The organism is Paraburkholderia sprentiae WSM5005 (assembly GCF_001865575.2).
Lineage (GTDB): Bacteria > Pseudomonadota > Gammaproteobacteria > Burkholderiales > Burkholderiaceae > Paraburkholderia > Paraburkholderia sprentiae.
In genome coordinates, this window is sequence record NZ_CP017561.2 from 279,842 (window position 1) to 302,599 (window position 22,758).

Annotated in this window: 27 protein-coding genes; 20 read left to right on the forward strand and 7 right to left on the reverse strand. The window is 64.1% G+C overall.

Features of this window, described 5'->3' with window-relative positions; all coding sequences use genetic code 11:
• Window positions 1-32: 32 nt before the first annotated feature.
• Together BJG93_RS01340 and gpmA are read right to left on the reverse strand one after the other, a co-directional pair.
• Window positions 33-1,610 carry a S41 family peptidase gene (locus BJG93_RS01340; RefSeq protein WP_027199576.1) on the reverse strand — a complete coding sequence of 526 codons (1,578 nt, stop codon included), beginning with the start codon at window positions 1,608-1,610 and terminating at the stop codon, window positions 33-35.
• 351 nt (window positions 1,611-1,961) lie between these two features.
• Window positions 1,962-2,708 (reverse strand): 2,3-diphosphoglycerate-dependent phosphoglycerate mutase, encoded by a 747-nt coding sequence (gene gpmA, locus BJG93_RS01345; protein ID WP_027199577.1) that lies wholly within the window; start codon window positions 2,706-2,708, stop codon window positions 1,962-1,964.
• A gap of 137 nt (window positions 2,709-2,845) precedes the next feature.
• Between gpmA and BJG93_RS01350 the strand changes: the two genes are divergently transcribed.
• The 5 genes from BJG93_RS01350 (at window position 2,846) to BJG93_RS01370 (ending at window position 5,833) form a co-directional block, all read left to right on the forward strand.
• Window positions 2,846-3,271 carry a rhodanese-like domain-containing protein gene (locus BJG93_RS01350; protein WP_027199578.1) on the forward strand — a complete coding sequence of 142 codons (426 nt, stop codon included), beginning with the start codon at window positions 2,846-2,848 and terminating at the stop codon, window positions 3,269-3,271.
• Window positions 3,268-3,528, forward strand: coding sequence for a glutaredoxin 3 (gene grxC / locus BJG93_RS01355; RefSeq protein WP_013088272.1), 261 nt, complete (start codon window positions 3,268-3,270; stop codon window positions 3,526-3,528). The genes BJG93_RS01350 and grxC overlap by 4 nt, the downstream gene beginning before the upstream one ends.
• 150 nt (window positions 3,529-3,678) lie before the next feature.
• Window positions 3,679-4,155 (forward strand): protein-export chaperone SecB, encoded by a 477-nt coding sequence (secB, locus tag BJG93_RS01360; protein ID WP_027199579.1) that lies wholly within the window; start codon window positions 3,679-3,681, stop codon window positions 4,153-4,155.
• A 22-nt stretch (window positions 4,156-4,177) separates the two neighbouring features.
• Complete coding sequence (locus tag BJG93_RS01365) at window positions 4,178-5,176, forward strand: NAD(P)H-dependent glycerol-3-phosphate dehydrogenase (RefSeq protein WP_027199580.1); 999 nt, start codon at window positions 4,178-4,180, stop codon at window positions 5,174-5,176.
• 96 nt (window positions 5,177-5,272) lie between these two features.
• Complete coding sequence (locus tag BJG93_RS01370; RefSeq protein WP_027199581.1) at window positions 5,273-5,833, forward strand: O-acetyl-ADP-ribose deacetylase; 561 nt, start codon at window positions 5,273-5,275, stop codon at window positions 5,831-5,833.
• Here the strand turns inward: BJG93_RS01370 and trmL are convergent.
• Both trmL and BJG93_RS01380 read right to left on the reverse strand, forming a co-directional pair.
• Window positions 5,806-6,276 carry a tRNA (uridine(34)/cytosine(34)/5-carboxymethylaminomethyluridine(34)-2'-O)-methyltransferase TrmL gene (gene trmL, locus BJG93_RS01375; protein ID WP_027199582.1) on the reverse strand — a complete coding sequence of 157 codons (471 nt, stop codon included), beginning with the start codon at window positions 6,274-6,276 and terminating at the stop codon, window positions 5,806-5,808. The two genes, BJG93_RS01370 and trmL, sit on opposite strands and share 28 nt — an antisense overlap.
• 18 nt (window positions 6,277-6,294) lie before the next feature.
• Complete coding sequence (locus tag BJG93_RS01380) at window positions 6,295-6,996, reverse strand: ComF family protein (RefSeq protein ID WP_231337420.1); 702 nt, start codon at window positions 6,994-6,996, stop codon at window positions 6,295-6,297.
• Between the two features lie 165 nt (window positions 6,997-7,161).
• Here BJG93_RS01380 and BJG93_RS01385 point away from each other — a divergent pair, with 165 nt between their 5' ends.
• From BJG93_RS01385 to BJG93_RS01420, 8 genes are all read left to right on the forward strand, one after another.
• Entirely contained in the window at window positions 7,162-8,127 is a 966-nt protein-coding gene (locus tag BJG93_RS01385) for a methyltransferase domain-containing protein (RefSeq protein ID WP_027199584.1), read from the forward strand.
• A 386-nt stretch (window positions 8,128-8,513) separates the two neighbouring features.
• Complete coding sequence (locus BJG93_RS01390) at window positions 8,514-8,990, forward strand: DUF2244 domain-containing protein (protein ID WP_027199585.1); 477 nt, start codon at window positions 8,514-8,516, stop codon at window positions 8,988-8,990.
• A gap of 64 nt (window positions 8,991-9,054) precedes the next feature.
• Entirely contained in the window at window positions 9,055-10,701 is a 1,647-nt protein-coding gene (coxB, locus tag BJG93_RS01395; protein ID WP_027199586.1) for a cytochrome c oxidase subunit II, read from the forward strand.
• A gap of 44 nt (window positions 10,702-10,745) precedes the next feature.
• Window positions 10,746-12,359, forward strand: a complete 1,614-nt coding sequence (gene ctaD, locus BJG93_RS01400) for a cytochrome c oxidase subunit I (protein ID WP_027199587.1) — start codon at window positions 10,746-10,748, stop codon at window positions 12,357-12,359.
• 124 nt (window positions 12,360-12,483) lie between these two features.
• Complete coding sequence (locus BJG93_RS01405) at window positions 12,484-12,618, forward strand: cytochrome oxidase small assembly protein (RefSeq protein WP_027199588.1); 135 nt, start codon at window positions 12,484-12,486, stop codon at window positions 12,616-12,618.
• A gap of 42 nt (window positions 12,619-12,660) precedes the next feature.
• The gene (locus tag BJG93_RS01410; protein WP_027199589.1) at window positions 12,661-13,290 is read left to right on the forward strand and encodes a cytochrome c oxidase assembly protein; all 630 of its coding nucleotides are present in this window, start codon (window positions 12,661-12,663) and stop codon (window positions 13,288-13,290) included.
• Window positions 13,291-13,340: 50 nt separating this feature from the next.
• Window positions 13,341-13,550, forward strand: coding sequence for a DUF2970 domain-containing protein (locus BJG93_RS01415; RefSeq protein WP_027199590.1), 210 nt, complete (start codon window positions 13,341-13,343; stop codon window positions 13,548-13,550).
• A 124-nt stretch (window positions 13,551-13,674) separates the two neighbouring features.
• On the forward strand, window positions 13,675-14,532 hold the full coding sequence (locus BJG93_RS01420; RefSeq protein ID WP_027199591.1) for a cytochrome c oxidase subunit 3: 858 nt from the start codon (window positions 13,675-13,677) through the stop codon (window positions 14,530-14,532).
• Window positions 14,533-14,721: 189 nt separating this feature from the next.
• On the opposite strand, the gene BJG93_RS01425 is transcribed toward BJG93_RS01420, so the two are convergent.
• The gene (locus tag BJG93_RS01425; RefSeq protein ID WP_008921867.1) at window positions 14,722-14,931 is read right to left on the reverse strand and encodes a twin transmembrane helix small protein; all 210 of its coding nucleotides are present in this window, start codon (window positions 14,929-14,931) and stop codon (window positions 14,722-14,724) included.
• 111 nt (window positions 14,932-15,042) lie between these two features.
• Here BJG93_RS01425 and BJG93_RS01430 point away from each other — a divergent pair, with 111 nt between their 5' ends.
• From BJG93_RS01430 to BJG93_RS01450, 5 genes are read left to right on the forward strand one after another with little or no spacing between them, the layout of a single operon-like run.
• Window positions 15,043-15,759, forward strand: a complete 717-nt coding sequence (locus BJG93_RS01430; RefSeq protein ID WP_027199592.1) for an SURF1 family protein — start codon at window positions 15,043-15,045, stop codon at window positions 15,757-15,759.
• A gap of 52 nt (window positions 15,760-15,811) precedes the next feature.
• Window positions 15,812-16,486: an SCO family protein gene (locus tag BJG93_RS01435; RefSeq protein ID WP_027199593.1), complete on the forward strand. Its 675-nt coding sequence runs from the start codon at window positions 15,812-15,814 to the stop codon at window positions 16,484-16,486.
• A gap of 22 nt (window positions 16,487-16,508) precedes the next feature.
• Window positions 16,509-17,618 carry a COX15/CtaA family protein gene (locus tag BJG93_RS01440; protein ID WP_027199594.1) on the forward strand — a complete coding sequence of 370 codons (1,110 nt, stop codon included), beginning with the start codon at window positions 16,509-16,511 and terminating at the stop codon, window positions 17,616-17,618.
• A gap of 5 nt (window positions 17,619-17,623) precedes the next feature.
• Window positions 17,624-18,529 (forward strand): heme o synthase, encoded by a 906-nt coding sequence (gene cyoE, locus BJG93_RS01445; RefSeq protein WP_027199595.1) that lies wholly within the window; start codon window positions 17,624-17,626, stop codon window positions 18,527-18,529.
• A gap of 4 nt (window positions 18,530-18,533) precedes the next feature.
• Window positions 18,534-19,163 (forward strand): SCO family protein, encoded by a 630-nt coding sequence (locus tag BJG93_RS01450; RefSeq protein WP_027199596.1) that lies wholly within the window; start codon window positions 18,534-18,536, stop codon window positions 19,161-19,163.
• 75 nt (window positions 19,164-19,238) lie between these two features.
• On the opposite strand, the gene BJG93_RS01455 is transcribed toward BJG93_RS01450, so the two are convergent.
• Window positions 19,239-19,529, reverse strand: a complete 291-nt coding sequence (locus tag BJG93_RS01455; protein ID WP_027199597.1) for a YciI family protein — start codon at window positions 19,527-19,529, stop codon at window positions 19,239-19,241.
• A gap of 265 nt (window positions 19,530-19,794) precedes the next feature.
• On the opposite strand from BJG93_RS01455, the gene BJG93_RS01460 reads away from it, so the two are divergent.
• Window positions 19,795-20,607: a MetQ/NlpA family ABC transporter substrate-binding protein gene (locus tag BJG93_RS01460; RefSeq protein ID WP_027199598.1), complete on the forward strand. Its 813-nt coding sequence runs from the start codon at window positions 19,795-19,797 to the stop codon at window positions 20,605-20,607.
• Window positions 20,608-20,684: 77 nt separating this feature from the next.
• On the opposite strand, the gene BJG93_RS01465 is transcribed toward BJG93_RS01460, so the two are convergent.
• Complete coding sequence (locus BJG93_RS01465) at window positions 20,685-21,611, reverse strand: bifunctional helix-turn-helix transcriptional regulator/GNAT family N-acetyltransferase (protein ID WP_027199599.1); 927 nt, start codon at window positions 21,609-21,611, stop codon at window positions 20,685-20,687.
• A 366-nt stretch (window positions 21,612-21,977) separates the two neighbouring features.
• Between BJG93_RS01465 and BJG93_RS01470 the strand changes: the two genes are divergently transcribed.
• A complete protein-coding gene (locus BJG93_RS01470) occupies window positions 21,978-22,712 on the forward strand; it encodes a GntR family transcriptional regulator (RefSeq protein ID WP_027199600.1) in 735 nt (244 codons plus the stop codon).
• Window positions 22,713-22,758: the final 46 nt, after the last annotated feature.

Consider the following 22,758-nt stretch of genomic DNA (forward strand, 5'->3'; position numbering starts at 1 on the left):
TCGCTGCTTATTGTTTCAGCTTGTTTTCGCGCTTACTTGCCGGCGGGAGCCGGTGCCGAAGCCGGCGCCGGTCCTGATGCGCCCGGCACCGGTTGCGTCGGCTTGACCGCGACCGGCGCGGAGGCCGACGTAGCCGGCTTGTTCTGCGCGAGACGCCGCTCCATCAGCGACTTCGATTCCTGAACCGGCTTGCCCTGGAGCTTGTCGACCGCCTGTTGCAGCATGAAGTCGTCAGCCGAACCGAACTCGACCGGCTTGCGCTCGCGTTCCTTCTGGCGCTGTTCCGGCGTCTTCTTGTCGTTCTGCTCTTCGAGCTGACGCAACTGCTCCATGCGCTCCTGCTCGCGCTGCTCCGCTTCCTTCTTCTCGTTCGGGTCCTGCGTGTTCGCAAGGTGATTCGAGTAGTCGACTTCGCGGGTCACGAGCGCGTCGTCCGGATCGCCGTCCGCGTATTGATCGACAGGAAGGTCGGGGCGGATGCCCTTGTTTTGGATCGAGCGGCCGCTCGGCGTGTAGTAATACGCGGTGGTCAGGCGCAGCGCGGTGTCGGCCGTCATGGGTCGCACGGTTTGCACCGAACCCTTGCCGAACGTGGTTTTACCGAGGATCAGCGCGCGGTGCTGATCCTGCAGCGCGCCCGCGACGATTTCCGACGCCGACGCGGAATACGCGTTGGTCAGCACGATCATCGGCACGGTCTTGAAGATGGCCGGGACGTCCTTGAGCGGGTCGCTGTCGAACGATTGCAGACGGTAGTTATCGTAGGTGTCGCGATAGATCTGCTTCGAATCCGGAATCTGACCGTTGGTCGACACCACCACGGAATTCGGCGGCAGGAACGCGCCCGCGACGCCGACCGCACTTTGCAGCAGGCCGCCGCCGTTGTTGCGCAGGTCGAGGATGAGGCCCTTCAGGTTCGGCTCCTGGCGCGCGAGATCTTGCAGCTTGGCCGCGAGGTCAGGCGTGGTGCGTTCCTGGAAGCTGGTGATGCGCACGTACGCGAAGCCCGGCGCAACGATCTTGCCCTTCACCGACTGGACCTTGATGATCGCGCGCGTGACGGTGAGCGGGAACGTGCGGTCGTCGGTCTTGCGGAAGATGGTCAGCGTGACCTTGGTGCCCGGTTCGCCGCGCATTTGCTTGACCGCCTGATCGAGCGTCATGCCGCGCACGGGCTTGTCGTTGATGCGCGTGATCAGGTCGCCCGGACGGATGCCGGCGCGGAACGCGGGCGTGTCTTCGATTGGCGAAATCACCTTGATCAGGCCGTCTTCCGACGAAATTTCGATGCCGAGGCCCGCGAAGCGGCCCTTGGTCTGCTCCTGCAGCTCCTGGTAGTCGGTCTTGTCGAGATACGACGAGTGCGGGTCGAGGCTCGACACCATGCCCTTGATCGCGGCGGTGAGGAGCTTCTTGTCGTCGACCGGTTCGACGTATTCGTGCTTGATCTGCCCGAACACTTCGGCGAAGAGCCTGAGCTGGTCTAGCGGCAGCGGGGCGACCGCGGCGCTAGCGGGTTGCTGGGCCGAGGCGGAGTATTGCAGGGTGGCAAAGACACCGGTAGCAAGGCCCGCGGCAATCAGGCCGATATTTTTCAGGTTCTTTCGCATAGAGTCTGTTGCGGTCGGGAGCGCGTGGCAGCGTCGATAAAGATTGGACGGACAAGTATAACTGCACACCCGCCTGCTCAGGGCGTGGTGGAGGCAATCGTGCTTCGACAGTACGGGAACGCCCTGGTTCTTGCGATCCGGCCCGCGGATGGCGAGCCGTACTACATGACACTCGGCGGGTGGGAACCGAGGCCTGCCGCGCAGGCCAGCGGATGCGATCGCCGCTAGGACGACCCCCTCAGTGGCCCCGGCCACGCCCACCGGGCGCAATACAGTATTTCTTGCCGGCTCGGTCGTTTCCCTGCGGCTTCGTGCCTTTTCATGGCGCGGGACTGCGGCCGGTAACGTTGATCAGCCCGCCTTGCCTTGGCTCGCGACCGCGGCTTGCGCCTTGGCGATCGCGTCCTGGTCGCCGAGATAGTAGTGCTTGATCGGCTTCAGGTTGTCGTCGAGTTCATAGACGAGCGGCACGCCGTTCGGAATGTTGAGGCCGACGATGTCGCTGTCCGAGATGTCGTCGAGGTATTTGACCAGCGCGCGGATCGAGTTGCCGTGCGCGGCGATCAGGATGCTGCGGCCCGACTTGATGGCCGGTGCGATCGACTCGTTCCACAGCGGCAGCACGCGCGCGACGGTGTCTTTCAGGCACTCGGTCAGCGGCAACTGCTCGCGCGGCACCTTGGCGTAGCGCGGATCGGCATAGGGCGCGCGCTCGTCGGTCGGCTCGAGCGCGGGCGGCGGCGTGTCGTAGCTGCGGCGCCAGACGAGCACCTGCTCGTCGCCGAACTTCGCGGCGGTTTCGGCCTTGTTCAGACCCGACAGCGCGCCGTAGTGGCGTTCGTTCAGGCGCCACGAATGCACGACGGGCAGGTACATCAGATCCATCTGGTCCTGCACGTGCCACAGCGTGCGGATCGCGCGCTTGAGCACCGACGTATAGGCGATGTCGAACGTGTAGCCCGCTTCCTTCAGCAACACGCCCGCCTGCTGGGCCTCGAGGTTGCCCTGCTCGGTGAGGTCGACGTCGACCCAGCCGGTGAAGCGGTTTTCCTTGTTCCACGTCGATTCGCCGTGGCGGATGAGAACGAGTTTGTACATGAGAATTGCCGGTCGGTAGTGAGGAAGCGGTCTCGCGCTGTGCGGCGCCTCTAGCGGCGCGTCGCCATCGCGTCAGACGGTTATTTTATAATGGTCGGGTTAGCCTTTTCGATTTCTCTCTTTCCGGCGGATCCTCCGTGAAGTTTTTCACCGAATACACAAACCTTGTCCTGATCGCAATCGTCCTTATCTCCGGCGGGTTGCTGCTGTGGCCGACCATCACCCGGCGTGGACGCGGCGGCCTGTCGGCCGCTGAAGCCACCCAACTGATCAACCGGCGCAACGCGGCGGTCATCGACCTGCGGCCGTCCGCCGATTACGCCAAGGGGCACCTGCCCTCGGCGCGGCATTTCGACTTCGCGGAGCTGCAGGCGAAGGCTGCGCAACTCCCGAAGAACAAGAGCAACCCGGTGCTGCTGGTGTGTCAGACCGGCCAGCAGTCGAACAAGGCCGCGCGTATCGTGCAGGAAGCGGGATACGCGGAAGTCCATGTTCTCGAGGGCGGCGTCGACGCCTGGCAGAAAGCCGGTATGCCGATCGTGAAACAAGGAGCAGCCAAGTGAACAAAGTGATCATGTACAGCACCCAGGTGTGCCCGTATTGCCAGATGGCCGAACGTCTTTTAAAGTCGCGCGGCGTCGAGCACGTTGAGAAAGTACTGATCGACAAAGACCCCGCCCGTCGTGAGGAGATGATGACCCGGACCGGTCGTCGCACGGTGCCGCAGGTGTTCATCGGCGAGACGCATGTCGGCGGCTATGATGATCTTTCCGCGCTCGATCGCGCGGGCGGTCTGACGCCGCTGCTCGAAGCAGCCTGAGTTCGCGCGTTTCGCGCCGCGCGAGCGGGCGGACCACTCGACAGGCCGGCGCGTGCGCACTCCTCATGGAGCCGGCGGGCCGGCGCAATAATCTGGCGGCCCATGCATACATCGGCCGCCGCCACGCATACCTATCAGGGAATCACCATCATGTCCGACGAGAATAACCAGCCGTTCTTCAACATCCAGCGCATCTATCTGAAGGACATGTCGCTCGAGCAGCCGAATTCGCCGGCGATCTTCCTCGAGCAGGAAATGCCGTCGGTCGAAGTCGAAGTCGACGTGAAGGCCGAGCGCCTTGCGGAATCCGTATTCGAAATCCTCGTGACGGGCACGGTCACGGCCAAGGTGGCGGACAAGGTGGCGTTCCTGATCGAAGCGAAACAGGCCGGCATTTTCGACATTCGCAACATTCCTGCCGAGCAGATCGATCCGCTCGTCGGCATCGCCTGCCCGACCATCCTGTTCCCGTACCTGCGCTCGAACATCGCCGACGCGATCACCCGCGCCGGCTTCCCGCCGATCCACCTCGCCGAGATCAACTTCCAGGCGCTCTACGAGCAGCGTCTCGCGCAAATGAGCGCGGCCCAGCAGGACGGCGCGGCGCAAAGCGGCGTCACGCATTAAGGCGCCGCGCGCAGTGCCGGCTATGAAGGTTGCCGTTCTTGGCGCCGGCGCCTGGGGCACCGCCCTCGCCGGCCATCTGGCCTTGCGGCACGACACGGTGTTGTGGGCGCGCGAGTCCGCGCTCATTGCCGAGCTTTCCACTTTCCACGAAAACGCCCGCTATCTGGCGGGCGTCGCGTTGCCGCCCGCGCTTCGCTATGAAGCGGATCTCGGCGCGGCGCTCGATCACGCGCTCGACGACGCTGCGCTGTGCGTGATCGCAACGCCGGTCGCTGGCCTGCGCGGTCTGTTGCGCGCAATGCGCGATGCGGGCAAGGTGCCCGCACATATCGTGTGGCTGTGCAAGGGGTTCGAAGCCGATTCGCAGTTGCTGCCGCATCAGGCGGTCGCGGCGGAATTGCCCGAGCATGCGAGCAACGGCGTGTTGTCCGGACCGAGCTTCGCGCGCGAAGTCGGACAAGGGCTGCCGGTGGCGTTGACGATCGCGAGCTCATCGGCGGCGTGCCGCGGACGCACGGTCGCGGCGTTCCATCACGGCGCGATGCGCATCTATACCGGCGACGACGTCGTCGGCGTCGAAGTGGGCGGCGCGGTGAAAAACGTGCTCGCCATCGCGACGGGCATCGCGGATGGCCTCGGCCTCGGCCTCAATGCACGTGCGGCGCTGATCACGCGCGGCCTCGCCGAAATGTCGCGTCTTGGCGTGACGCTCGGTGGACGCGCGGAAACCTTTACCGGGCTGACCGGCCTCGGCGATCTGATTCTGACCGCTACCGGCGATCTGTCGCGCAACCGCACCGTGGGCCTGCAACTCGCCACGGGCCGCGCGCTGGAGGACATCCTCGGCGGCCTCGGTCACGTGGCCGAAGGCGTGCGCTGCGCGAAGGCGGTACTCGCGATCGCACGCGCTCATGGGATCGAGATGCCGATCACGCAAGCGGTCTGCGCGGTACTGTTCGACGGCGTGGCGCCGCGCGATGCGGTCAGCGCGCTGCTGCGGCGCGATTCGAAGGCCGAATAAAGCCCTGGCGCTTAACCGTTGAGCGCGAGCTCGCGTTGAACGGCCGACTCACCTGGCTGTCCACGTCGTAAACGACGTTCGGATCAGCGAGGTACCATGCCCACCTTCAATCTCAGTCACGGCACGTGCACGCTCGAAGCGCGCGTCGTCGATATCACGACGCTCGCCGTCGATGCGATCGTCAATGCCGCGAATACGTCGCTGCTCGGCGGCGGCGGTGTGGATGGCGCGATTCATCGCGCGGCCGGCAAAGCGTTGCTGCGTGAATGCGAAGCGCTCGGCGGCTGCGCGACCGGCGACGCGAAGATCACCGCTGGCTACAAGCTACCCGCCAAGCATGTGATTCATGCGGTCGGTCCAGTATGGCGCGGAGGCGCGCATGGGGAAGCCGACCTGCTCGCATCGTGCTATCAGCGCTCGCTCGAAGTCGCGCGCGACGCGCATTGCACGAGCATCGCGTTTCCGGCGATCAGCTGCGGCCTCTATCGTTTCCCCGCCGACGATGCGGCGAGCATCGCGGTCGCGACCGTGCTCGACACGTTGCCGCGCACACCGCGCATCAGGCACGTGACGTTCGCGTGCTTCGACGACGCGATGTTCGCGCGCTACGAGGCCGAGTTCGAACGCCGTCAGGCGCCGCCTTCGAAGCCGGCTTGACGCCATGCTTCGAACACCACGATCGCCACCGTGTTCGACAGATTCAGACTGCGATTGCCGGGACGCATCGGCAGGCGCACGCGCTGGTCGTTTGGAAAGCGCTCGAGCACGGCGTCGGGCAGGCCGCGCGTTTCGGCGCCGAACACGAACCAGTCGCCCGCTTGGAACGCGTGGTCATGAAAGCGCCCGGCGCCGCGCGTGGTGAATGCGAACATCCGCAACGGGTCCGGCCTTTCTTTTGCGACGAACGCGTGCCAATCGGCGTGCACGTTCATTTCCGCATACTCGTGATAGTCGAGGCCGGCGCGTCGCATCTTGGTATCGTCGAGTGGAAAGCCGAGCGGCTCGATCAGGTGCAGCCGCGCGCCGGTGTTTGCGCACAGGCGAATCACGTTGCCGGTGTTCGGCGGAATTTCGGGTTCTACGAGAACGACGTTGAACATAAGGAGGGCACCTAAAAGCTAGTTTTTCGGAGTGCGCAGCGCGACGAAATTCGTGACCCGCCGCGCTCCCGCGGCCTTCAGCGTATGCGCGAGCGCTTCGAGCGTGGCGCCGCTCGTCATTACATCGTCGACGATGCCGACATGCAGGCCGCGCACGGTGCGCGCGACGCGAAACGCGCGCTCGACGTTCTGCCGCCGCGCATCGAGATCGAGGCGCGATTGCGGCGCGGTGTCGAGCGTTCGTTCGAGCAGCGTCGCGTCGCTGCGCACGCCGAGCGCACGGGCTAGCGGCCGCGCGATCTGCCACGCCTGGTTGTAGCCGCGTTCGACGAGGCGGCGACGGGCGAGCGGCACTGGCGCAATCACGTCGGGTCGCTCCGCCGCGTCGAGCCAGTTGTCCCGAGCGAGCCGCGCGAGGCGTTGCGCGAAGTCGTGCGCGAGCATCAGCCGGGCGCGGAACTTCAGGCCGACCGCGAGCGTATCGAGCGGTGCCTGGTAATCAGCGAGCGCGAAGCTGGCGTCGAACGGGGGCGGCTCGGCCACGCAATCCGCGCAGCGATACCGCGCCTGAGCGACCCAGCGTGACGCCGGCAACGGCACCGCGCAAACGGTGCAGCGCAGCCGGCTTTCGTCCCAGTAGGCCGTGTCGCAACCGTCGCACAACGTCTTGTGCGACAAATTGCCGCACAACGCGCACAGGTTCGGCAACGCGGCGTGCATGGCGCGTGGCCATACCGAATACAGCCCGCGCGCGAAACACTGCACCTGATTTCGGCACGACGAAGAAAATGACAGGAATCGCACGAGTGGGTGCCGGTGAAGCCGTTTACGCTGAATGGACGGGGACGAACGAGTATACTTCGAGCTCACGCCAGCACGACACACATGTCCCCAACATCCGCTCAATCTGGCCGTCCGGCCTACGATTCACAGCGCCTCAGGCGTATTTTCGACCGTCGCGCCGCCAGCTTCGACGAGGTTGCGTTCCTGCCGCGCGAGATTGCCAAGCGCATGCGCGAGCGTCTCGATTACATCAAGGTTGTGCCCACGAGCGTGCTCGACACCGGCTGCGGTGCGGGCGAAGACATCCCCGCATTGCGTGAACGCTTTCCCGCGGCGCCGGTTTTCGGCGCTGATCTGTCACACGGCATGCTCGTCCGAGCGCTGCGCCACGATGCCGGCGACACCAGTTGGCGGCGCTTTCTTCCCGCCTCGCTGGGCAAAGCGCTCGGCGCGCGCGGCCCACGCTTCGCGCAAGCCGATTTTTCCGCGCTGCCGTTCACGGCCGGCGCATTCGAATTCATCTGGTCCAACCTCGCGCTGCACTGGCACTCGCGGCCCGATCTCGTCTTCCCCGAATGGCAGCGCGTGCTGAAGGTCAACGGCCTGCTGATGTTCAGCACGCTCGGCCCGGATACGCTGAAGGAATTGCGCGGTGCCTACGCCGAGATCGAGGCCGCGCACGGCGTTGCCTCGCGCAGGCATGTGATCGACTTCGTCGACATGCATGATCTCGGCGACATGCTTGTCGAGGCCGGCTTCGAGATTCCCGTGATGGACCAGGAGACGCTGACGGTCACCTACAAATCGCCGGAGTCGCTGCTCGCGGACGTGCGCCGCTGGGGCGCGTATCCGTTCGAGCGCGAGCCGCGCGACGGTGCGCTCGCGCGCCGGTTGCACAAGGCCCTGCTCGCCGCGCTCGAAGCGCGCCGGCGCGCCGACGGCACGATCGCGCTGACCTTCGAGGTGATCTACGGGCACGCGTGGAAAGCAGTGCCGCGCACTACGGCCGAAGGACATGGCATCGTCCGGCTCGAGGACATCGGGCGGGGTCCGGCGAAGCGCGCGTAGCAGATTGCGGCGCTGTCATCAACTGCTCGCCGAGGGTGCCGTTGACGTGTTGCAAAAGCGGTAAAGAGCGCGTTCGTTATGCCTGGGATTTGCCCTCCGAAATGCCGGGCAAAATGGCGCGAAGGCTTGTCGCGCCTGGCTTTCGGGCCGATTGGGGCTTGCTTGTCGATGCTATGGATCGCGCCTATAATGCGTCAGTTTGTCACCCGAGGTTCCCACATTCGGGGTGGCAAGCCCGAGACGCAGGGCTGCAAAATGAAGTGATGCGGTAGGCGTTGGCGCGGTCGCAGAGTGCTGCTGGAGAGCAGTGGCGCCAGCGACGCCCGCAAGATGCATCCGGAAGTAAAAGAAGGCAGGCCGGAGGCGACGATTCGCAGGAGGCAGCGATGGGCGCATCAGATCATCTGCTGGCGGATTCGGAACCGGTCCTCAGGGACTGGACCATGAAGCGCAACTGCTCGATATCGCCGCGGCAGTTCGTCTGTCTGTACGTGTCGCTTGCGTTGTTCTCGTTGGCAATTGCTTTCGTGCTGTTTCTGGTCGGCGCCTGGCTGGTGTTGCCGTTCACCGGAATCGAATTGCTGGCGGTAGGTATCGCGTTTGCAATATATGCGCGACATGCTGTCGATTACGAGCGCATCCGGTTGTTTCCGAACCGGCTCGTAATCGAGCAGGTCAGCGCCGAGCAGATTACGCAGTTCGAATTCAATCCGTGCTGGGTGCGGATAGAGCCGGGCGCAACACCGCGCGATCAGATCAAGCTGGTCTCGCGCGGGCAGACGATCATGATCGGGCAACATCTCGCGCAAAATCGGCGCGCGCAGTTCGCGGGCGAACTGCGTATGTGGCTGGCACGTTGCTAGGTGGTGCCGGACACGCGGCGTTCAAGGGGGCGCGACACGCTGCCAGCGGGGTCGAGGGGTTTGAATGGAAAATTTGGGTAAGGAAGCTATGAAAACAATCAAGCGAGCGCTCATGAGCGTGCTGGCGACGAGCGGACTGCTTTTCGCCGGTGCCGCCCTGGCAGTGGGCGATGCTCCGGGCGGCCCCGCCGTCAACGCGATCAACCTCCAGCCGCCTGCAACCAGAATCGCCGAGGAGCTGTTCAGCCTCCACATGTTCATGCTGGGCCTTTGCACCGTGATTTTCATCGGTGTGTTCGGCGTGATGTTCTATTCGGTCTTCGCGCATCGCAAATCGAAAGGCCACAACGCAGCCAATTTCCACGAAAGCACCACCGTCGAAATCATCTGGACGATCGTTCCGTTCGTCATCGTCGTGCTGATGGCGCTGCCCGCCACCAAGACCGTCGTCGCGATGAAGGACACGTCGAACGCCGACCTCACGGTCAAGGTCACCGGCTACCAGTGGAAGTGGGGCTACGACTACGTGAAGGGTCCGGGCGAGGGCATCAGCTTCCTGTCAACACTCGCCACGCCGCGTGCGCAAACCGAAGGCCGCGAGCCGATCTCCACGCTGTATCTGCAGGAAGTCGACAACCCGCTCGTGGTCCCCGTCGACAAGAAAATCCGCATCATCACCACCGCGAACGACGTGGTCCACTCCTGGTACGTGCCGGCCTTCGGCGTGAAGCAGGACGCGATTCCCGGCTTCGTGCGCGACACCTGGTTCAAGGCTAATCGCACTGGCACGTTCCGCGGTTTCTGTACCGAACTGTGCGGCAAGGAACACGCCTTCATGCCGGTCGTCGTCGAGGTGCTGTCGGCCGACGACTACGCGAAGTGGGTCGACGCGCAGAAGAAGAAAATGGCAGCCGGCCAGGACGATCCGAACAAGACTTACACGATGGCCGAGCTGATGGAGCGCGGCGGCAAGGTCTACGCGGCGAACTGCGCGGTCTGCCACCAGCCGACCGGCAAGGGCGCGGGCGCATTTCCGGCGCTCGACGGCAGCAAGATCGCCAACGGTCCGATTGGCCAGCACGTGAGCCTCGTGCTGAAGGGCAAGAACGCGATGCCTTCATGGGCGCCGACGCTGAACGACGTCGAAATCGCCTCGGTGATCACCTACGAACGTAATTCGTGGGGCAACCACACGGGCGACATCCTGCAGCCGAAGCAGGTCGCCGACGCGCGCAACGGCAAGCTTCCGGAAGGCGGCGACCATCTGGCCAATGCAGGTGCCGCGGCAAGTGGCGCCGCTGCCGCATCGGGTGGAGCATCGGGTACGGAAGCGGCTTCCGCGCCGGCCGCATCGGGCAACGACGCTGGCGCGACCGCTTCGAATAACGCACAGGTCATGCTGCCGGCGAGCGTCTACTTCGAGACCGGCAAGAGCACGCTGCCGGCCGACGCGAAAGCGGCGGTCGACGCGGCCGCTGCCTACGCGAAGACGCATCCGGATGCGAAGTTCACGCTGTCGGGCTTCACCGACGCAACCGGCTCCGCCGACCTCAACGCGAAGCTCGCGAAGAGTCGTGCCGAAGCCGTTCGCGACGCGCTGAAAGCAGCCGGCATTGCCGAAGACCATATCATTTTGAAGAAGCCGGAAACGCTCACGGGCGGCACCGACGCGAAGGAAGCCCGGCGTGTTCAGATCAGCACCGCAGCCTGACGTGTTCATGGTCAGCACCGCAGAATTCGCTTTAGGAGATTGTCATGTCTAGCATCGGACACGATGTAGTCGCGGGCCACGAGCACGTGCACGGCGACCACGCCCACGAAACGCCGCATGGCTGGCGTCGTTGGCTGTTCGCAACCAACCACAAGGACATCGGTACCCTGTACCTGATCTTCTCGTTCACCATGTTCCTGTCCGGGGGCGTGATGGCGCTGATGATCCGTGCCGAGCTGTTCGAGCCGGGTCTGCAAATCATGCGCCCCGAGTTCTTCAACCAGTTGACCACCATGCACGGGCTGATCATGGTGTTCGGCGCGATCATGCCGGCGTTCGTCGGCTTCGCGAACTGGATGGTGCCGCTGCAGATCGGCGCATCGGACATGGCTTTCGCGCGGATGAACAACTTCAGCTTCTGGCTGCTGCCAGTCGCGGCCGTCTTGCTGGTCGGCTCGTTCTTCGCGCCGGGCGGCGCGACCGCCGCGGGCTGGACGCTGTACACGCCGCTCTCCACGCAGATGGGCCCAGGCATGGACTTCGCGATTTTCGCGCTCCACCTGATGGGCGCATCGTCGATCATGGGTGGTATCAACATCGTCGTGACGATCCTGAACATGCGCGCACCCGGCCTCACGCTGATGAAGATGCCGATGTTCGTATGGACCTGGCTGATCACCGCGTACTTGCTAATCGCCGTGATGCCGGTTCTCGCGGGCGCGATCACGATGGTGCTGTTCGATCGTCACTTCGGCACGTCGTTCTTCAACGCGGCAGGCGGCGGCGACCCGGTCATGTACCAGCACATCTTCTGGTTCTTCGGGCACCCCGAGGTGTACATCATGATCTTGCCGGCGTTCGGGATCGTCTCGCAGGTGATCCCGGCGTTCTCGCGCAAGCCGCTGTTCGGCTATAGCTCGATGGTGTACGCAACGGCGTCGATCGCGATCCTGTCGTTCATGGTCTGGGCGCATCACATGTTCGTGACCGGCATGCCGGTGACCGGCCAGCTGTTCTTCATGTACGCGACGATGCTGATCGCGGTGCCGACCGGCGTGAAGGTGTTCAACTGGGTCGCGACGATGTGGCGCGGTTCGCTGTCGTTCGAAACACCGATGCTGTTCGCCGTGGGCTTCCTGATCGTGTTCACGTTCGGTGGCCTGTCGGGTCTGATGCTCGCCATGGCGCCGCTCGACATCCAGTATCACGGTACGTATTTCGTGGTCGCGCACTTCCACTACGTTCTGGTCGCGGGGTCGCTGTTCGCGCTGTTCTCCGGCTGGTACTACTGGTCACCGAAGTGGACCGGCTGGATGTACAACGAAACGCGCGGCAAGATCCACTTCTGGGCGTCGATGTTCTTCTTCAACCTCGCGTTCCTGCCGATGCACTTCGTCGGTCTCGCCGGCATGCCGCGTCGTTATGCCGACTACCCGGCGCAGTTCACCGACTGGAACCAGGTGATCTCGATCGGCGCGTTCGGCTTTGGTCTGTCACAGGTGTACTTCCTGTTCGCGGTGGCGCTGCCCGCGTACCGTGGCGGCGGCGAGCATGTAGAAGCGGGCGACAAGCCTTGGGACGGCGCAACGGGCCTCGAGTGGACCGTGCCGAGCCCGGCTCCGTTCCACACGTTCGAGCATCCGCCGACGGTCGAGTAAGCGTGACCGGGCGAGGTGCCGGTTCCGGCGGCGCGCGGCATGCGGCCAGCGGAACCGGGCGCTTCGCGAGGCGGCTGTCGCGGGGCCGCCTCGCCAGTCAAGAACAGTATTCAGAAAGTCGAGCATGACGCGCAATCCACAGCAAAGACGTACGCCCGAGCAGATTCGCGCGGGCAACAGGCGGATCGGGCTGGTGATGTTCGCGATCGCCGCGGTGTTTTTCGCAAGCGCGATTCTGAAGCAGTGCTGGTTCAGCTAACGCCGCGTTCGCAGTCTGTTTGAAGGTTTGTTGAGGATTCAGATGTCGACGCGACCGCCGCCCGCCGAGACCGACCGCTCTTTCAACCGTTCGATGCTGGTCAAGCTGTTCGTCGTCGCTGTGATGATGTTCGGTTTTGGTTTCGCGCTGGTGCCGATGTATCGCGCGATCTGCCAGATCACCGGCGTGAACAACCTCGTGCAGCGCGACGTGTCGGTGCGCGAGGCGAAGAATGCGCAGATCGACACGAGCCGCACGATTTCGATCGAATTCGATGCGAACTCGCGCGGCCTGTTGGGTTTCAAGCCGGAGCAGCGCAGTCTCGACGTGCATCCGGGCGAAGTGACGACGGTCATGTACGACGTCAGCAACGAGCAGTCGCGCACGATCCGCGCGCAGGCAATTCCGAGCTACGCGCCGAAACAGGCGACTGAGTACTTCAGGAAGATCGAGTGTTTTTGCTTCACGCAGCAGACGTTGAACGCGAACGAGACGAAGCGGATGCCGGTGGTGTTCGTGGTCGACCCGAAGTTGCCGAAGGACGTGAAGACGATCACGCTGTCATACACGTTTTTCGAGTTGAACGCGCCGGCGGCGGCGAGCGTGGATGATGCCGCGCCGAAGGCGAATGCAGTGACCCACGCGGCAGCCACTCCCACGAAGCCGGCATGAAGCAGGGTTGACGGCGCGAGCCGCTGAGGAACGAAGGAAGACGAAGCCAGATGAACGATAACGGCGGCAGTCCGCGCAACAGCAGTTTCGCTCAGTCGATGCGCGCGGTGTTCTGGTCGTTTTTCGGCGTGCGCAAGCGCCGCGATCTCGAGGCCGACGCGACGCAGCTGAACCCGCTGCATCTGATCGCGGCGGCGCTGATCGGCGCGGCGATTCTGATCGGCGTGCTGATTCTGATCGTGCGCCTCGTGGTCGCTTGACGCGGTGCCGGGCACGGTGGCGGAGCAGAGCCCACGAATTAGAGAGAAGCGGTGCGGTATCGACGCGCCGCCGAAGATACAGCCGGAGATTCCGGAACAACTGGACTGAAGTGGAGAAACAAGAATGAGCGGTCAAAACGAGAGCCCGTACTATTTCGTACCGCATCCGTCGCGGCATCCGATCAGCGCCGCTACCGGGTTGCTGGTCATGCTCGGATCGCTTGCGGCCTGGATCAACGACCACACCTGGGCGCCGCTCGGCGTGCTCGTCGGTCTGCTGTGGCTGCTCTTTACGCTGTGGCACTGGTTCGGTGACGCGATCGCCGAGTCGGAAGGCGGCATGTATGGCAAGAACGTCGATCGCTCGTACCGCTGGAGCATGAGCTGGTTCATCTTCTCCGAAGTGATGTTCTTCGGCGCATTTTTCGGCGCGCTGTTCTATGCCCGCGAAATCGCGCTGCACCAACTCGGCAGCCTCGACTACAAGCTGATCTGGCCGGACTTTTCGGCGGTGTGGCCGAACAACGGTCCGGCCCAGCTCGTGTCGACCTACAAGTCGATGCAGCCGTGGCCGGTGCCGACCATTAACACGGCGCTGCTGCTGTCGTCGGGCGCGACGCTGACGGTATCGCACCACGCGCTGCGCGACAACCATCGCACCAAGGCGATCGCGTGGCTTGCGGCGACCCTCGTGCTGGGCGTGAGCTTCCTGTTCCTGCAGGGCTTCGAGTATTTCCACGCGTACAACGAGCTGAACCTGACGCTGGCTTCGGGCATCTACGGCTCGACGTTCTTCCTGCTGACCGGCTTCCACGGTTTTCACGTGTTCCTCGGTGGCACGATGCTCGCCGTCGTGTTGGTGCGCCTGATTCGCGGCCACTTCACGGCGGAACATCACTTCGCGTTCGAAGGCGCGGCCTGGTACTGGCACTTCGTCGACGTCGTGTGGCTTGGACTGTACGTCGTCGTGTACTGGCTGTAACGCGGTCAGAACCGCGCGCGCCGCTTGTCGGCGCAGGCGCGGGCGGTACGCGCAACGTCTTTCGGCGGCGCGCACGAGCAGTATGCAAGGCTGAATACAGCGCCGCCCTCGATCTGTCAGGGCGGCGTTTTGTTTGGCGGCGAGGAAATTTTGCCGCAGACGGATGCGCCGGCGACCTTTGCGCGAGCGTCAGCGCCCGTACGGAATCCCGGTCGACTGAATCCAGCCCATCCAGTGTGCGAACAGGATGAACAGGAACAGCGAGATCGACAGGCCCACCCGCGTGGCGAGCGACCAGACCATCCGCTTGGTCTTGCCTTTGTCGTGCATCATGAAATACAGCGCCGACACCATGCTGGCGATGATCAGAGCAAAGGCGATGGGAACGATAATGTGCATGGAACCGACTGAAACCGGAAAGCGCAGTGGCAAGATAGTCATTATCGCACCGCGCGCGGGCGTCTGCCGCACGTTCCCGGCGGCCCTGAACGCGATGCCGGAGCGCCTGCAATGAAGTTTCGCCTGATTCCCGCGCTGCTGATCCTGCTAGTCGTCGTCGTGACGGTGCGGCTCGGCTTCTGGCAGCGCGATCGCGCGCATCAGAAGGAAGCGCTCGAGGCGCGCATCACGCAATTCGAAAACGCGCCCGCGCTGCCGGTCAGCGCGGCGCCGCTTGCGCTGAAAGACGTCGAGTTTCATCGCGTGAAGGCGCGCGGCAGTTTCGTCGCGGACAAGGTCGTATACCTCGATAATCGTCCGTATAACGATCAGCCGGGCTTTTACGTCGTGATGCCTTTTAAGCTCGTCGACGGCGGCTACGTGCTCGTCAATCGTGGTTGGCTGCCGCGCAACCTCAGCAGTCGCGAGACCATCGCGCCGTATGCGACGCCGTCGGGCGAGGTCGAGATCGAAGGGATTGCGCGCGCCGACGCGTCGCGCGCGTTCGAACTCGGAGAGGGCGGCTCGGCCGCGCATCGTCTGATCCGGCAGAACCTCAGTGTCGGCGCGTACGCCGCGGAAACCGGGCTGCCGCTGCAATCGTTCGTGATCCAGCAAACCGGCGACGACCACGACGGTCTGGTGCGCGACTGGCCCGTGCCGACCAGCGGCGTCGAGCGCAACTACGGCTACATGCTGCAATGGTGGGGCATGGCCGCCGCCGCGCTCGCCTTCGGTCTCTATGCGGCGCGCCGCGCGGGCAAGAAAGAACACGCGCCCGGCGCGTGATGAAGTGAAGGCGCGGCCCCGCCGCCGTCCAAACATTGAAAGAGGTTCCGTAGTGTCGATTCGAACTCCCCGTTCGCCGGAAGTTGGCAAACCCACCGGCAAATCCGCCGCGGCCAAAGCGATGCCCGGCCAACCAAACGGCCCCGGTTCGTGGCGGCGCGGCCGCTGGGTGCTACTGCTGCTCGCGGTGATCTGCGCCGCGCCGATCGCGATCTCGTACTTCATGTACTACGTCGTCAAGCCGACCGGCGCCAGCACGAACTACGGCGCGCTGATCGAGCCGCAACGGCCGATCCCCGACTCGCTCGTGGTCACGCGCGTTGACGGCAAGCCGCTGAAGCTCGCCTCGCTGCACGGCCGCTGGCTGATGATCTCGGTCGACGACAGCGCGTGCGACAAAGCCTGCGTGACGAAGCTCTACTTCATGCGACAAATTCGCGCAGCTCAGGGCCCGGAACGCGACCGTCTCGTGGAAGTGTGGCTGCGCACCGATGCAGGCAAGGTCGCCGACGTGATACAAACCGCCTACCCCAACACCAACATGCTGATCGCCGATCCGGCGCAACTCGTCGGGTGGCTGCCTGCCGACACCGGCACGCGGATCACCGACCACATCTATCTGGTCGATCCGAACGGCAATCTGATGATGCGTTTTCCGAAAGACGTGAACCCGAGCAAGATCAAAGGCGACGTGACCAAGCTGCTCAAGTGGTCGACCATCGGCTGACGCCGCAACCAGGGTAAATGAGATGTTCGTATTGCAACTGGGCCTGATCGGCTTATGTATCGCGTTGTTGCCGCTGTCCTACGTATGGGTCAAGGCCGACGACGACAAATTCCGCAAGCTGGTCTGGCTCACCACTTTCCTGACGCTCGATCTCGTGATGTTCGGCGGCTTTACGCGCCTCACCGATTCGGGCCTCGGCTGCCCGGACTGGCCCGGCTGCTACGGCACGTCGTCGCCGTTCATCGCGCACGCGGCGATTGCCGCGGCCTATCAGGCGATGCCGAGTGGTCCCGTCAGCATGACGAAGGCGTGGATCGAGATGATCCACCGTTACTTCGCGATGGCGATCGGTGTGCTGATCATCGCTCAGACGCTGATCGCCTGGACGGCGCGCATCAAGCGTCGTGCGCTGCACGTGTCGCCGTGGTGGCCGACTTCGCTGCTGCTGCTGATCATCGTGCAGGGCGCGTTTGGCGCGTGGACCGTGACGATGAAGCTGCAGCCGATTATCGTCACCACGCATCTGCTGCTCGGCCTCGCGCTGCTCGGCACGCTCGGCTGGCTCGCTGCGCGCTTGACGCCGCTGCCGGCCTACGAGCCGGAGACTGCCCGCTGGCGTGCCGCGGCGCTCGCGGGCCTGGCGCTGCTGGTGCTGCAGATCGCGCTCGGTGGCTGGGTCAGCACGAACTACGCGGTGCTCGCGTGCACCGACTTCCCGACCTGCAACGGCCAATGGATCCCGCCGATGGACTTCGCGCACGGCTTCCATCTGTGGCGCGCGCTCGGCATGACCGGCGACGGCGACTTGATCACGCAGGATGCGCTGGTCGCGATTCACTGGACACATCGCACGTTCGCGTTCGCCGTGATCGGCTATCTGGTGTGGTTCGCATCGAAGATGCGCCGCTTCGAGTCGCTGCGGCGACCCGCGAACGGCGTGCTGCTGGTGGTGCTAATCCAGTTCATTACCGGGCTGTCGAATATCCTGCTGCAATGGCCGCTGCCGATCGCGGTCGCCCATAACGGCGGGGCTGCGGTCCTGCTGCTGCTGCTCGTTATGTTAAACTTTCGAATCGCTTATAGCCGTCCCGGCCGCGCCGCGTTCCCTGCGCGCGATGCCGCGCCAGCGTGACTCACATGGACAGCACGACACTCTCCCATACACCCGGCAGCCGGGTCTCCCAATACCTCGCCCTGACCAAGCCGCGCGTCACTCAGCTTGCGGTGTTTTGCGCAGTCATCGGTATGTTCCTGTCGACGCCGGGCATGGTGCCGTGGACCGTACTCATCGGCGGCACCGTCGGCATCTGGCTGTTGGCCGGCGCCGCGTTCGCCATCAACTGCCTCGTCGAGCAGCAGATCGACGCAAAGATGCGGCGCACGTCGTGGCGTCCGTCCGCGCGCGGCGAAATCACCACCCCGCAGATCCTACTGTTCTCCGCGGTGCTCGGCGGCCTCGGCATGTGGACGCTGTACACGTTCGCCAATCCGCTGACCATGTGGCTCACGCTCGCCACGTTCGTCGGCTATGCGGTCATCTATACGCTGCTGCTGAAGCCGGCCACGCCGCAGAACATCGTGATCGGCGGCGCGTCGGGCGCGATGCCGCCGGCGCTCGGCTGGGCCGCGGTCACGGGCCACGTGCCCGGCGACGCATGGATCCTCGTGCTGATCATCTTCGTGTGGACGCCGCCTCATTTCTGGGCGCTCGCGCTGTATCGCCGCAAGGACTACGAAAACGCCGGTCTGCCGATGCTGCCGAATACGCACGGCGAAAAGTACACGCGCCTGCACATCCTGCTCTACACGGTGATCCTGTTCGCGGTCACGCTGATGCCGTTTATCTCCGGCATGAGCGGCGTCGTGTATCTCGCGGCGGCGGTGCTGCTCGGCGCCGTGTTTCTCGCGTATGCGTGGAAGATCTACCGGGAGTATTCGGACGATCTCGCGCGCAAAACCTTCCGTTATTCGATCGTCTATCTGTCGCTGCTGTTCGCGGCGCTGCTGATCGACCACTACGCGCGCGTCGTGATCGGCGCATAACACCATGCTCATCAACCGCTTTGCGCGCGTCGCGCGCGCCGCTGTGATGGCTTGCGCGCTCGGCGCGGCACTTGCCGGCACGCTGCTCATGGCCGGGTGCGGCAAGCAGCCGCCGGCCTTCTCGAATCTCGACATCACCGGCAATACGCAATTCGCCAGCGATTTCTCGTTGCCCGACACCTCGGGCAAGATCCGCACGCTTGCCGACTACAAGGGCAAGATCGTCGTGCTGTTCTTCGGCTATACGCATTGCCCGGATGTCTGCCCGACGACGATGGCCGAACTGTCGCAGGCGTTGCAGCAACTCGGCCCGCAAGACGCGAAGCGCGTGCAGGTGCTGTTCGTCACCGTCGACCCCGAGCGCGATACGCCGCAATTGCTCGCGCAATACGTGCCGGCGTTCAATCCGAGCTTCGTCGGCCTGCGTCCGGCCAACGAAGAACAGCTCGCGAAGGTGGCGAAAGACTTCCGCGTCTACTACGCGAAGGTACCGGGCAAGACGCCCGACAGCTACACGATGGACCACACGGCCGCAAGCTACGTGTTCGACACGGACGGCAAGCTGCGTTTGTTCGCGCGCGATGGCCAGGGCGCGACGCCGTGGGTGCATGACATCAAGCTATTGCTTGATTGATGCGCATCGCAAGCCGGTTTTTATTGCAAAGCCGCTCATGCATCCGCTTCCCAATATTCTCTTCGCAACTCGCGCTCAAACCGGAACCGGCAGATTCAGCCCCGGCGCGAGACGCGTCGTCTTGAACTCCGTCACCTCATAGCGTGCGAGCTGCTGCTCGGCGAAAGGATCGCTCGCGAGAATGCGATCGAGCCTGTCGCGCTCGATACGCACCGCGAGAATGATGCCGCCGTCGCGCGGCACCTTTGGGCCAGCCGCCACGAAGATGCCCGCGTCGAACTGCTTGGCGAGAAACGCGCGATGGGCGTCGAGCGCGTCGTCGATGCGATCGAGCGAGGCGGTGTAGATAACGTTGATGACGTACATGGTCGTTTTCAGTGGCGGTTAAGTGAGCCGTGTCGGGCTGCGGCTTTGCATTATCGGTTAGCCGCCGTTTCTGCGTCGCGTTGACGCTCGCGCTTCGAATAACCTTATGCGGTAAGGGTATTTCCCAGCTTGCGGCGCATATGGAACAATTTGGTGCTTGGCCGACGGCGCACCGGTACCGACCGGGGCGCCGCCTGTTTTCATCCGGGTCCGGCACCGACCGGAGCCATCGACGCAAATGTCGATCAGCAACAGCGAGAATCACATGCAGCGCAGAAACATCCTCAAAGCCCTCACCGCAGTCGTCGCCGGTGCAACGATCCTGACCAGCTTCGGCGCGCACGCGGACGGCAAGGTCATCAAGGTCGGCACGATCGGCGGCCCGGACGCGCAGATCTGGGAAGTCGTCACCAAGGTCGCGAAGCGCGAAGGCCTGAACGTGAAGGTCGTCGAGTTCAACGATTACATCCAGCCCAACGCCGCGCTCGACGCGGGCGACCTCGACGCAAACAGCTTCCAGCACCAGCCGTACCTCGATAGCCAGATCAAGCAGCGCGGCTACAAGCTCGTCAACGCGGGCCTCACGTACATCTCGCCGCTCGGCGCGTACTCGAAAAAGCTGAAGTCGTTGAAGGACCTGCCGCAGGGCGCGAAAGTCGCGGTGCCGAACGATCCGTCGAACGAAAATCGCGCGCTGCTATTGCTGCAGGCGCAAGGGCTGATCAAGCTGAAGGCAGGCGCGGCCACGGGCGGCAACAACGCGACCCCGCTCGACGTCGCCGACAATCCGAAGAAGATCAAGTTCGTCGAACTCGACGCCGCGCAACTGCCGCGCTCGCTCGCCGACGTGGATGCCGCCGTCATCAACACGAACTTCGCGCTGGCCGCCGGCCTGCAACCGACCAAGGACGCGATCGCGCTCGAAGACATCCACAGCCCGTACGCGAACCTGATCGCCGTGCGCGCGAAGGACAAGGACCAACCGTGGGTCAAGAAACTGGTCGCGGCCTATCAGTCGGACGATGTGCGCCAGTTCATCAAGACGCAGTTCAAAGGTTCGATGGTGCCGTCGTTCTAAGCGACGCATTAGGGGCGATTGCGATGGCAATCGCATAGCATCGGCAAAGGCACTCGCCGGACAGGCGCGTGCCTTTTTTATAACTCCAGCTCCCACCTTTCGATCATCAGATCCTGGCCGAAGCGGCGTTGCGCCGCGCTGCTGGCCAGCTTGAATCCGGCGCGCTCGCACAGCCGACGCGGCTCCACCAATGCGCTCGCAGTGGTCAGCGTGAGCTTCGTGTAGCCCGCGCGCAGCGCGAAGCGCACGCATTCGCTGAGCAGCTCCGTGCCGATGCCGAGCCGCCGCATGTCCGGTTCGACCCACAGCAGGCGCAGGCCCGCAACCGTCGTCGAGACCCCGACGAGGCAAACCGAGCCGACCACCAGGCCTTCGTGCTCGGCGATCCAGCACTTCTCGCGCAGCGGATCGTTGCGCTGCGCGTACTCGGCGACGACGCCCGCGAGCAAGCCCTCGAACGTGTGATCCCAGCCATACTGCGCGGCGAACCACTGCGCCTGACGATGCACGAGCCAGCCGCATTCGCCGGCGCGCGGTTGACGCAGCCCGACGAGCTCGTGCTTCGGCTTGTCGCCGAGCAGGCGCTCGATCAGCTTCATCGCGCCGATCAACTGCTCCTGCGACAGCGCGCTGAGCCTGTCGAGCAGGCCGAGCGCCTCGTGGATGGCGGCGGCATCGAGCGGCGCGTAGGTCGCATGGCCGTGCTCGGTCAGCGCGATCAGCGACTGGCGCGCGTCGGTGTCCGACGGGCGGCGCGTAATCAGATTGCGTCGCTCGAAACTGGTCAGCAGGCGGCTCAGATAGCCGCTATCGAGCCCGAGCGCGCGCCCGAGCACCGATGCGGTTTGCGCGCGGGCGCGTGATAGCTCGTGCAGCACCCGCACCTCCGTCAGCGAGAACGTGCTGCGGGCCAGATGCTCATGCAGGGCACCAATGCATTGGGTATAGAAGCGATTGAAATGGCGGACGGCCTGAGCGCGCCGCAGCGCCTCGGAATCTGTCAAGGGGACTCCACGGGACTCTTTCATGGTATTGACACGCACTATATCGGCACGCCCCTTTTTTACAAAGCCAGCGCATCGCGGCGGCGCGCCGACTGGTACTAAACAGGTATTGATCGATGAGGCGTCTTTGATACCACTATGAGCGCGTTGACCGCTCGCTGGTATCGTCAAGCAAGCCCATACGGGTAAGTCCTGGTCCCCGAACTTCTGCCGACGCTGCCTACAAAACAGGCGCCAAGCCATGCACCGCAAGGCTTTGCGGCCATCCGAGCCGGCATGGAACCAGTCGATTGACTGGTATTATGTTGGTTATATAATGGGCTCTCATTTTCCAGGCCGTGCTGCTCGCGGCGTCCTTGGAGGCCCATGGAAACTCGCTGGTCCGCATTGATGCCTGACGCGCGCAACGTCACGCCGCTCTACCTGCAGCTCGCGCGCAACCTGGCGACGGCGATCCATTGCGGCGTGTGGTCGGCCGGCGAGGCGCTGCCCTCCGAGCGCACGTTGTCCGACGCGATCGGCGTGTCGCGCATCACCGCGCGCAAGGCAATCGAGCTATTGGTCGAGCAGGGGTTGATTCGGCGCTCGCGCGGCGCGGGCAGCTTCATCACGCCGCGCGTCGAGGATCCGCTGTCGCGTCTGACCGGCTTCACGAAGAAGATGCAGCAGCGCGGTTTCCGTCCGGATTCGGTGTGGCTCGAACGCGACGTGCGCGCCGCCAATCGCGACGAGCTCCTACACCTGGGCCTGTCACCTGGCGCGGCCGTCACGAGTCTGCGGCGGCTGCGGCGCGCGGACGGCATCGTGATGGCGGTCGAGCATTCCTCGCTGCCGGTCGCGATCGTGCCCGATCCGCTCGTGATCGGCGACTCGCTGTACAGCTATCTCGAACAACGCGGCGCCGCGGTGGTGCGCGCGTTGCAGCACTTTCGGGCGGTCAACGCGTCTAGCGAAATTGCCGCACTGATGGACCTCGAACCGCGCACCGCGCTGCTGGTCATTACCCGTATCGGCTACAGCGCGGATCAACGCGCGATCGAGCTGACCGACACCTATTGCCGCGACGACTACTACGACTTCGTCGCTGAATTGCGCACCTGAACTGCGCGGCCCGCGCAGGCCGCAGGTCTGGCGCACGCACATTTGC

Coding starts and splice junctions, on each gene's coding strand:
- cyoE (WP_027199595.1), top strand. CDS start 17,624: ATGGACAGCACGACACTCTCCCATACACCCGGCAGCCGGGTCTCCCAA.
- gpmA (WP_027199577.1), bottom strand. CDS start 2,708: ATGTACAAACTCGTTCTCATCCGCCACGGCGAATCGACGTGGAACAAG.
- BJG93_RS01340 (WP_027199576.1), bottom strand. CDS start 1,610: ATGCGAAAGAACCTGAAAAATATCGGCCTGATTGCCGCGGGCCTTGCT.
- secB (WP_027199579.1), top strand. CDS start 3,679: ATGTCCGACGAGAATAACCAGCCGTTCTTCAACATCCAGCGCATCTAT.
- BJG93_RS01385 (WP_027199584.1), top strand. CDS start 7,162: ATGTCCCCAACATCCGCTCAATCTGGCCGTCCGGCCTACGATTCACAG.
- BJG93_RS01470 (WP_027199600.1), top strand. CDS start 21,978: ATGGAAACTCGCTGGTCCGCATTGATGCCTGACGCGCGCAACGTCACG.
- BJG93_RS01440 (WP_027199594.1), top strand. CDS start 16,509: ATGTTCGTATTGCAACTGGGCCTGATCGGCTTATGTATCGCGTTGTTG.
- BJG93_RS01420 (WP_027199591.1), top strand. CDS start 13,675: ATGAGCGGTCAAAACGAGAGCCCGTACTATTTCGTACCGCATCCGTCG.
- BJG93_RS01455 (WP_027199597.1), bottom strand. CDS start 19,529: ATGTACGTCATCAACGTTATCTACACCGCCTCGCTCGATCGCATCGAC.
- BJG93_RS01430 (WP_027199592.1), top strand. CDS start 15,043: ATGAAGTTTCGCCTGATTCCCGCGCTGCTGATCCTGCTAGTCGTCGTC.
- BJG93_RS01380 (WP_231337420.1), bottom strand. CDS start 6,996: ATGCACGCCGCGTTGCCGAACCTGTGCGCGTTGTGCGGCAATTTGTCG.
- ctaD (WP_027199587.1), top strand. CDS start 10,746: ATGTCTAGCATCGGACACGATGTAGTCGCGGGCCACGAGCACGTGCAC.
- BJG93_RS01450 (WP_027199596.1), top strand. CDS start 18,534: ATGCTCATCAACCGCTTTGCGCGCGTCGCGCGCGCCGCTGTGATGGCT.
- BJG93_RS01425 (WP_008921867.1), bottom strand. CDS start 14,931: ATGCACATTATCGTTCCCATCGCCTTTGCTCTGATCATCGCCAGCATG.
- BJG93_RS01460 (WP_027199598.1), top strand. CDS start 19,795: ATGCAGCGCAGAAACATCCTCAAAGCCCTCACCGCAGTCGTCGCCGGT.
- trmL (WP_027199582.1), bottom strand. CDS start 6,276: ATGTTCAACGTCGTTCTCGTAGAACCCGAAATTCCGCCGAACACCGGC.
- BJG93_RS01390 (WP_027199585.1), top strand. CDS start 8,514: ATGGGCGCATCAGATCATCTGCTGGCGGATTCGGAACCGGTCCTCAGG.
- BJG93_RS01415 (WP_027199590.1), top strand. CDS start 13,341: ATGAACGATAACGGCGGCAGTCCGCGCAACAGCAGTTTCGCTCAGTCG.
- BJG93_RS01370 (WP_027199581.1), top strand. CDS start 5,273: ATGCCCACCTTCAATCTCAGTCACGGCACGTGCACGCTCGAAGCGCGC.
- BJG93_RS01405 (WP_027199588.1), top strand. CDS start 12,484: ATGACGCGCAATCCACAGCAAAGACGTACGCCCGAGCAGATTCGCGCG.
- BJG93_RS01365 (WP_027199580.1), top strand. CDS start 4,178: ATGAAGGTTGCCGTTCTTGGCGCCGGCGCCTGGGGCACCGCCCTCGCC.
- BJG93_RS01410 (WP_027199589.1), top strand. CDS start 12,661: ATGTCGACGCGACCGCCGCCCGCCGAGACCGACCGCTCTTTCAACCGT.
- coxB (WP_027199586.1), top strand. CDS start 9,055: ATGGAAAATTTGGGTAAGGAAGCTATGAAAACAATCAAGCGAGCGCTC.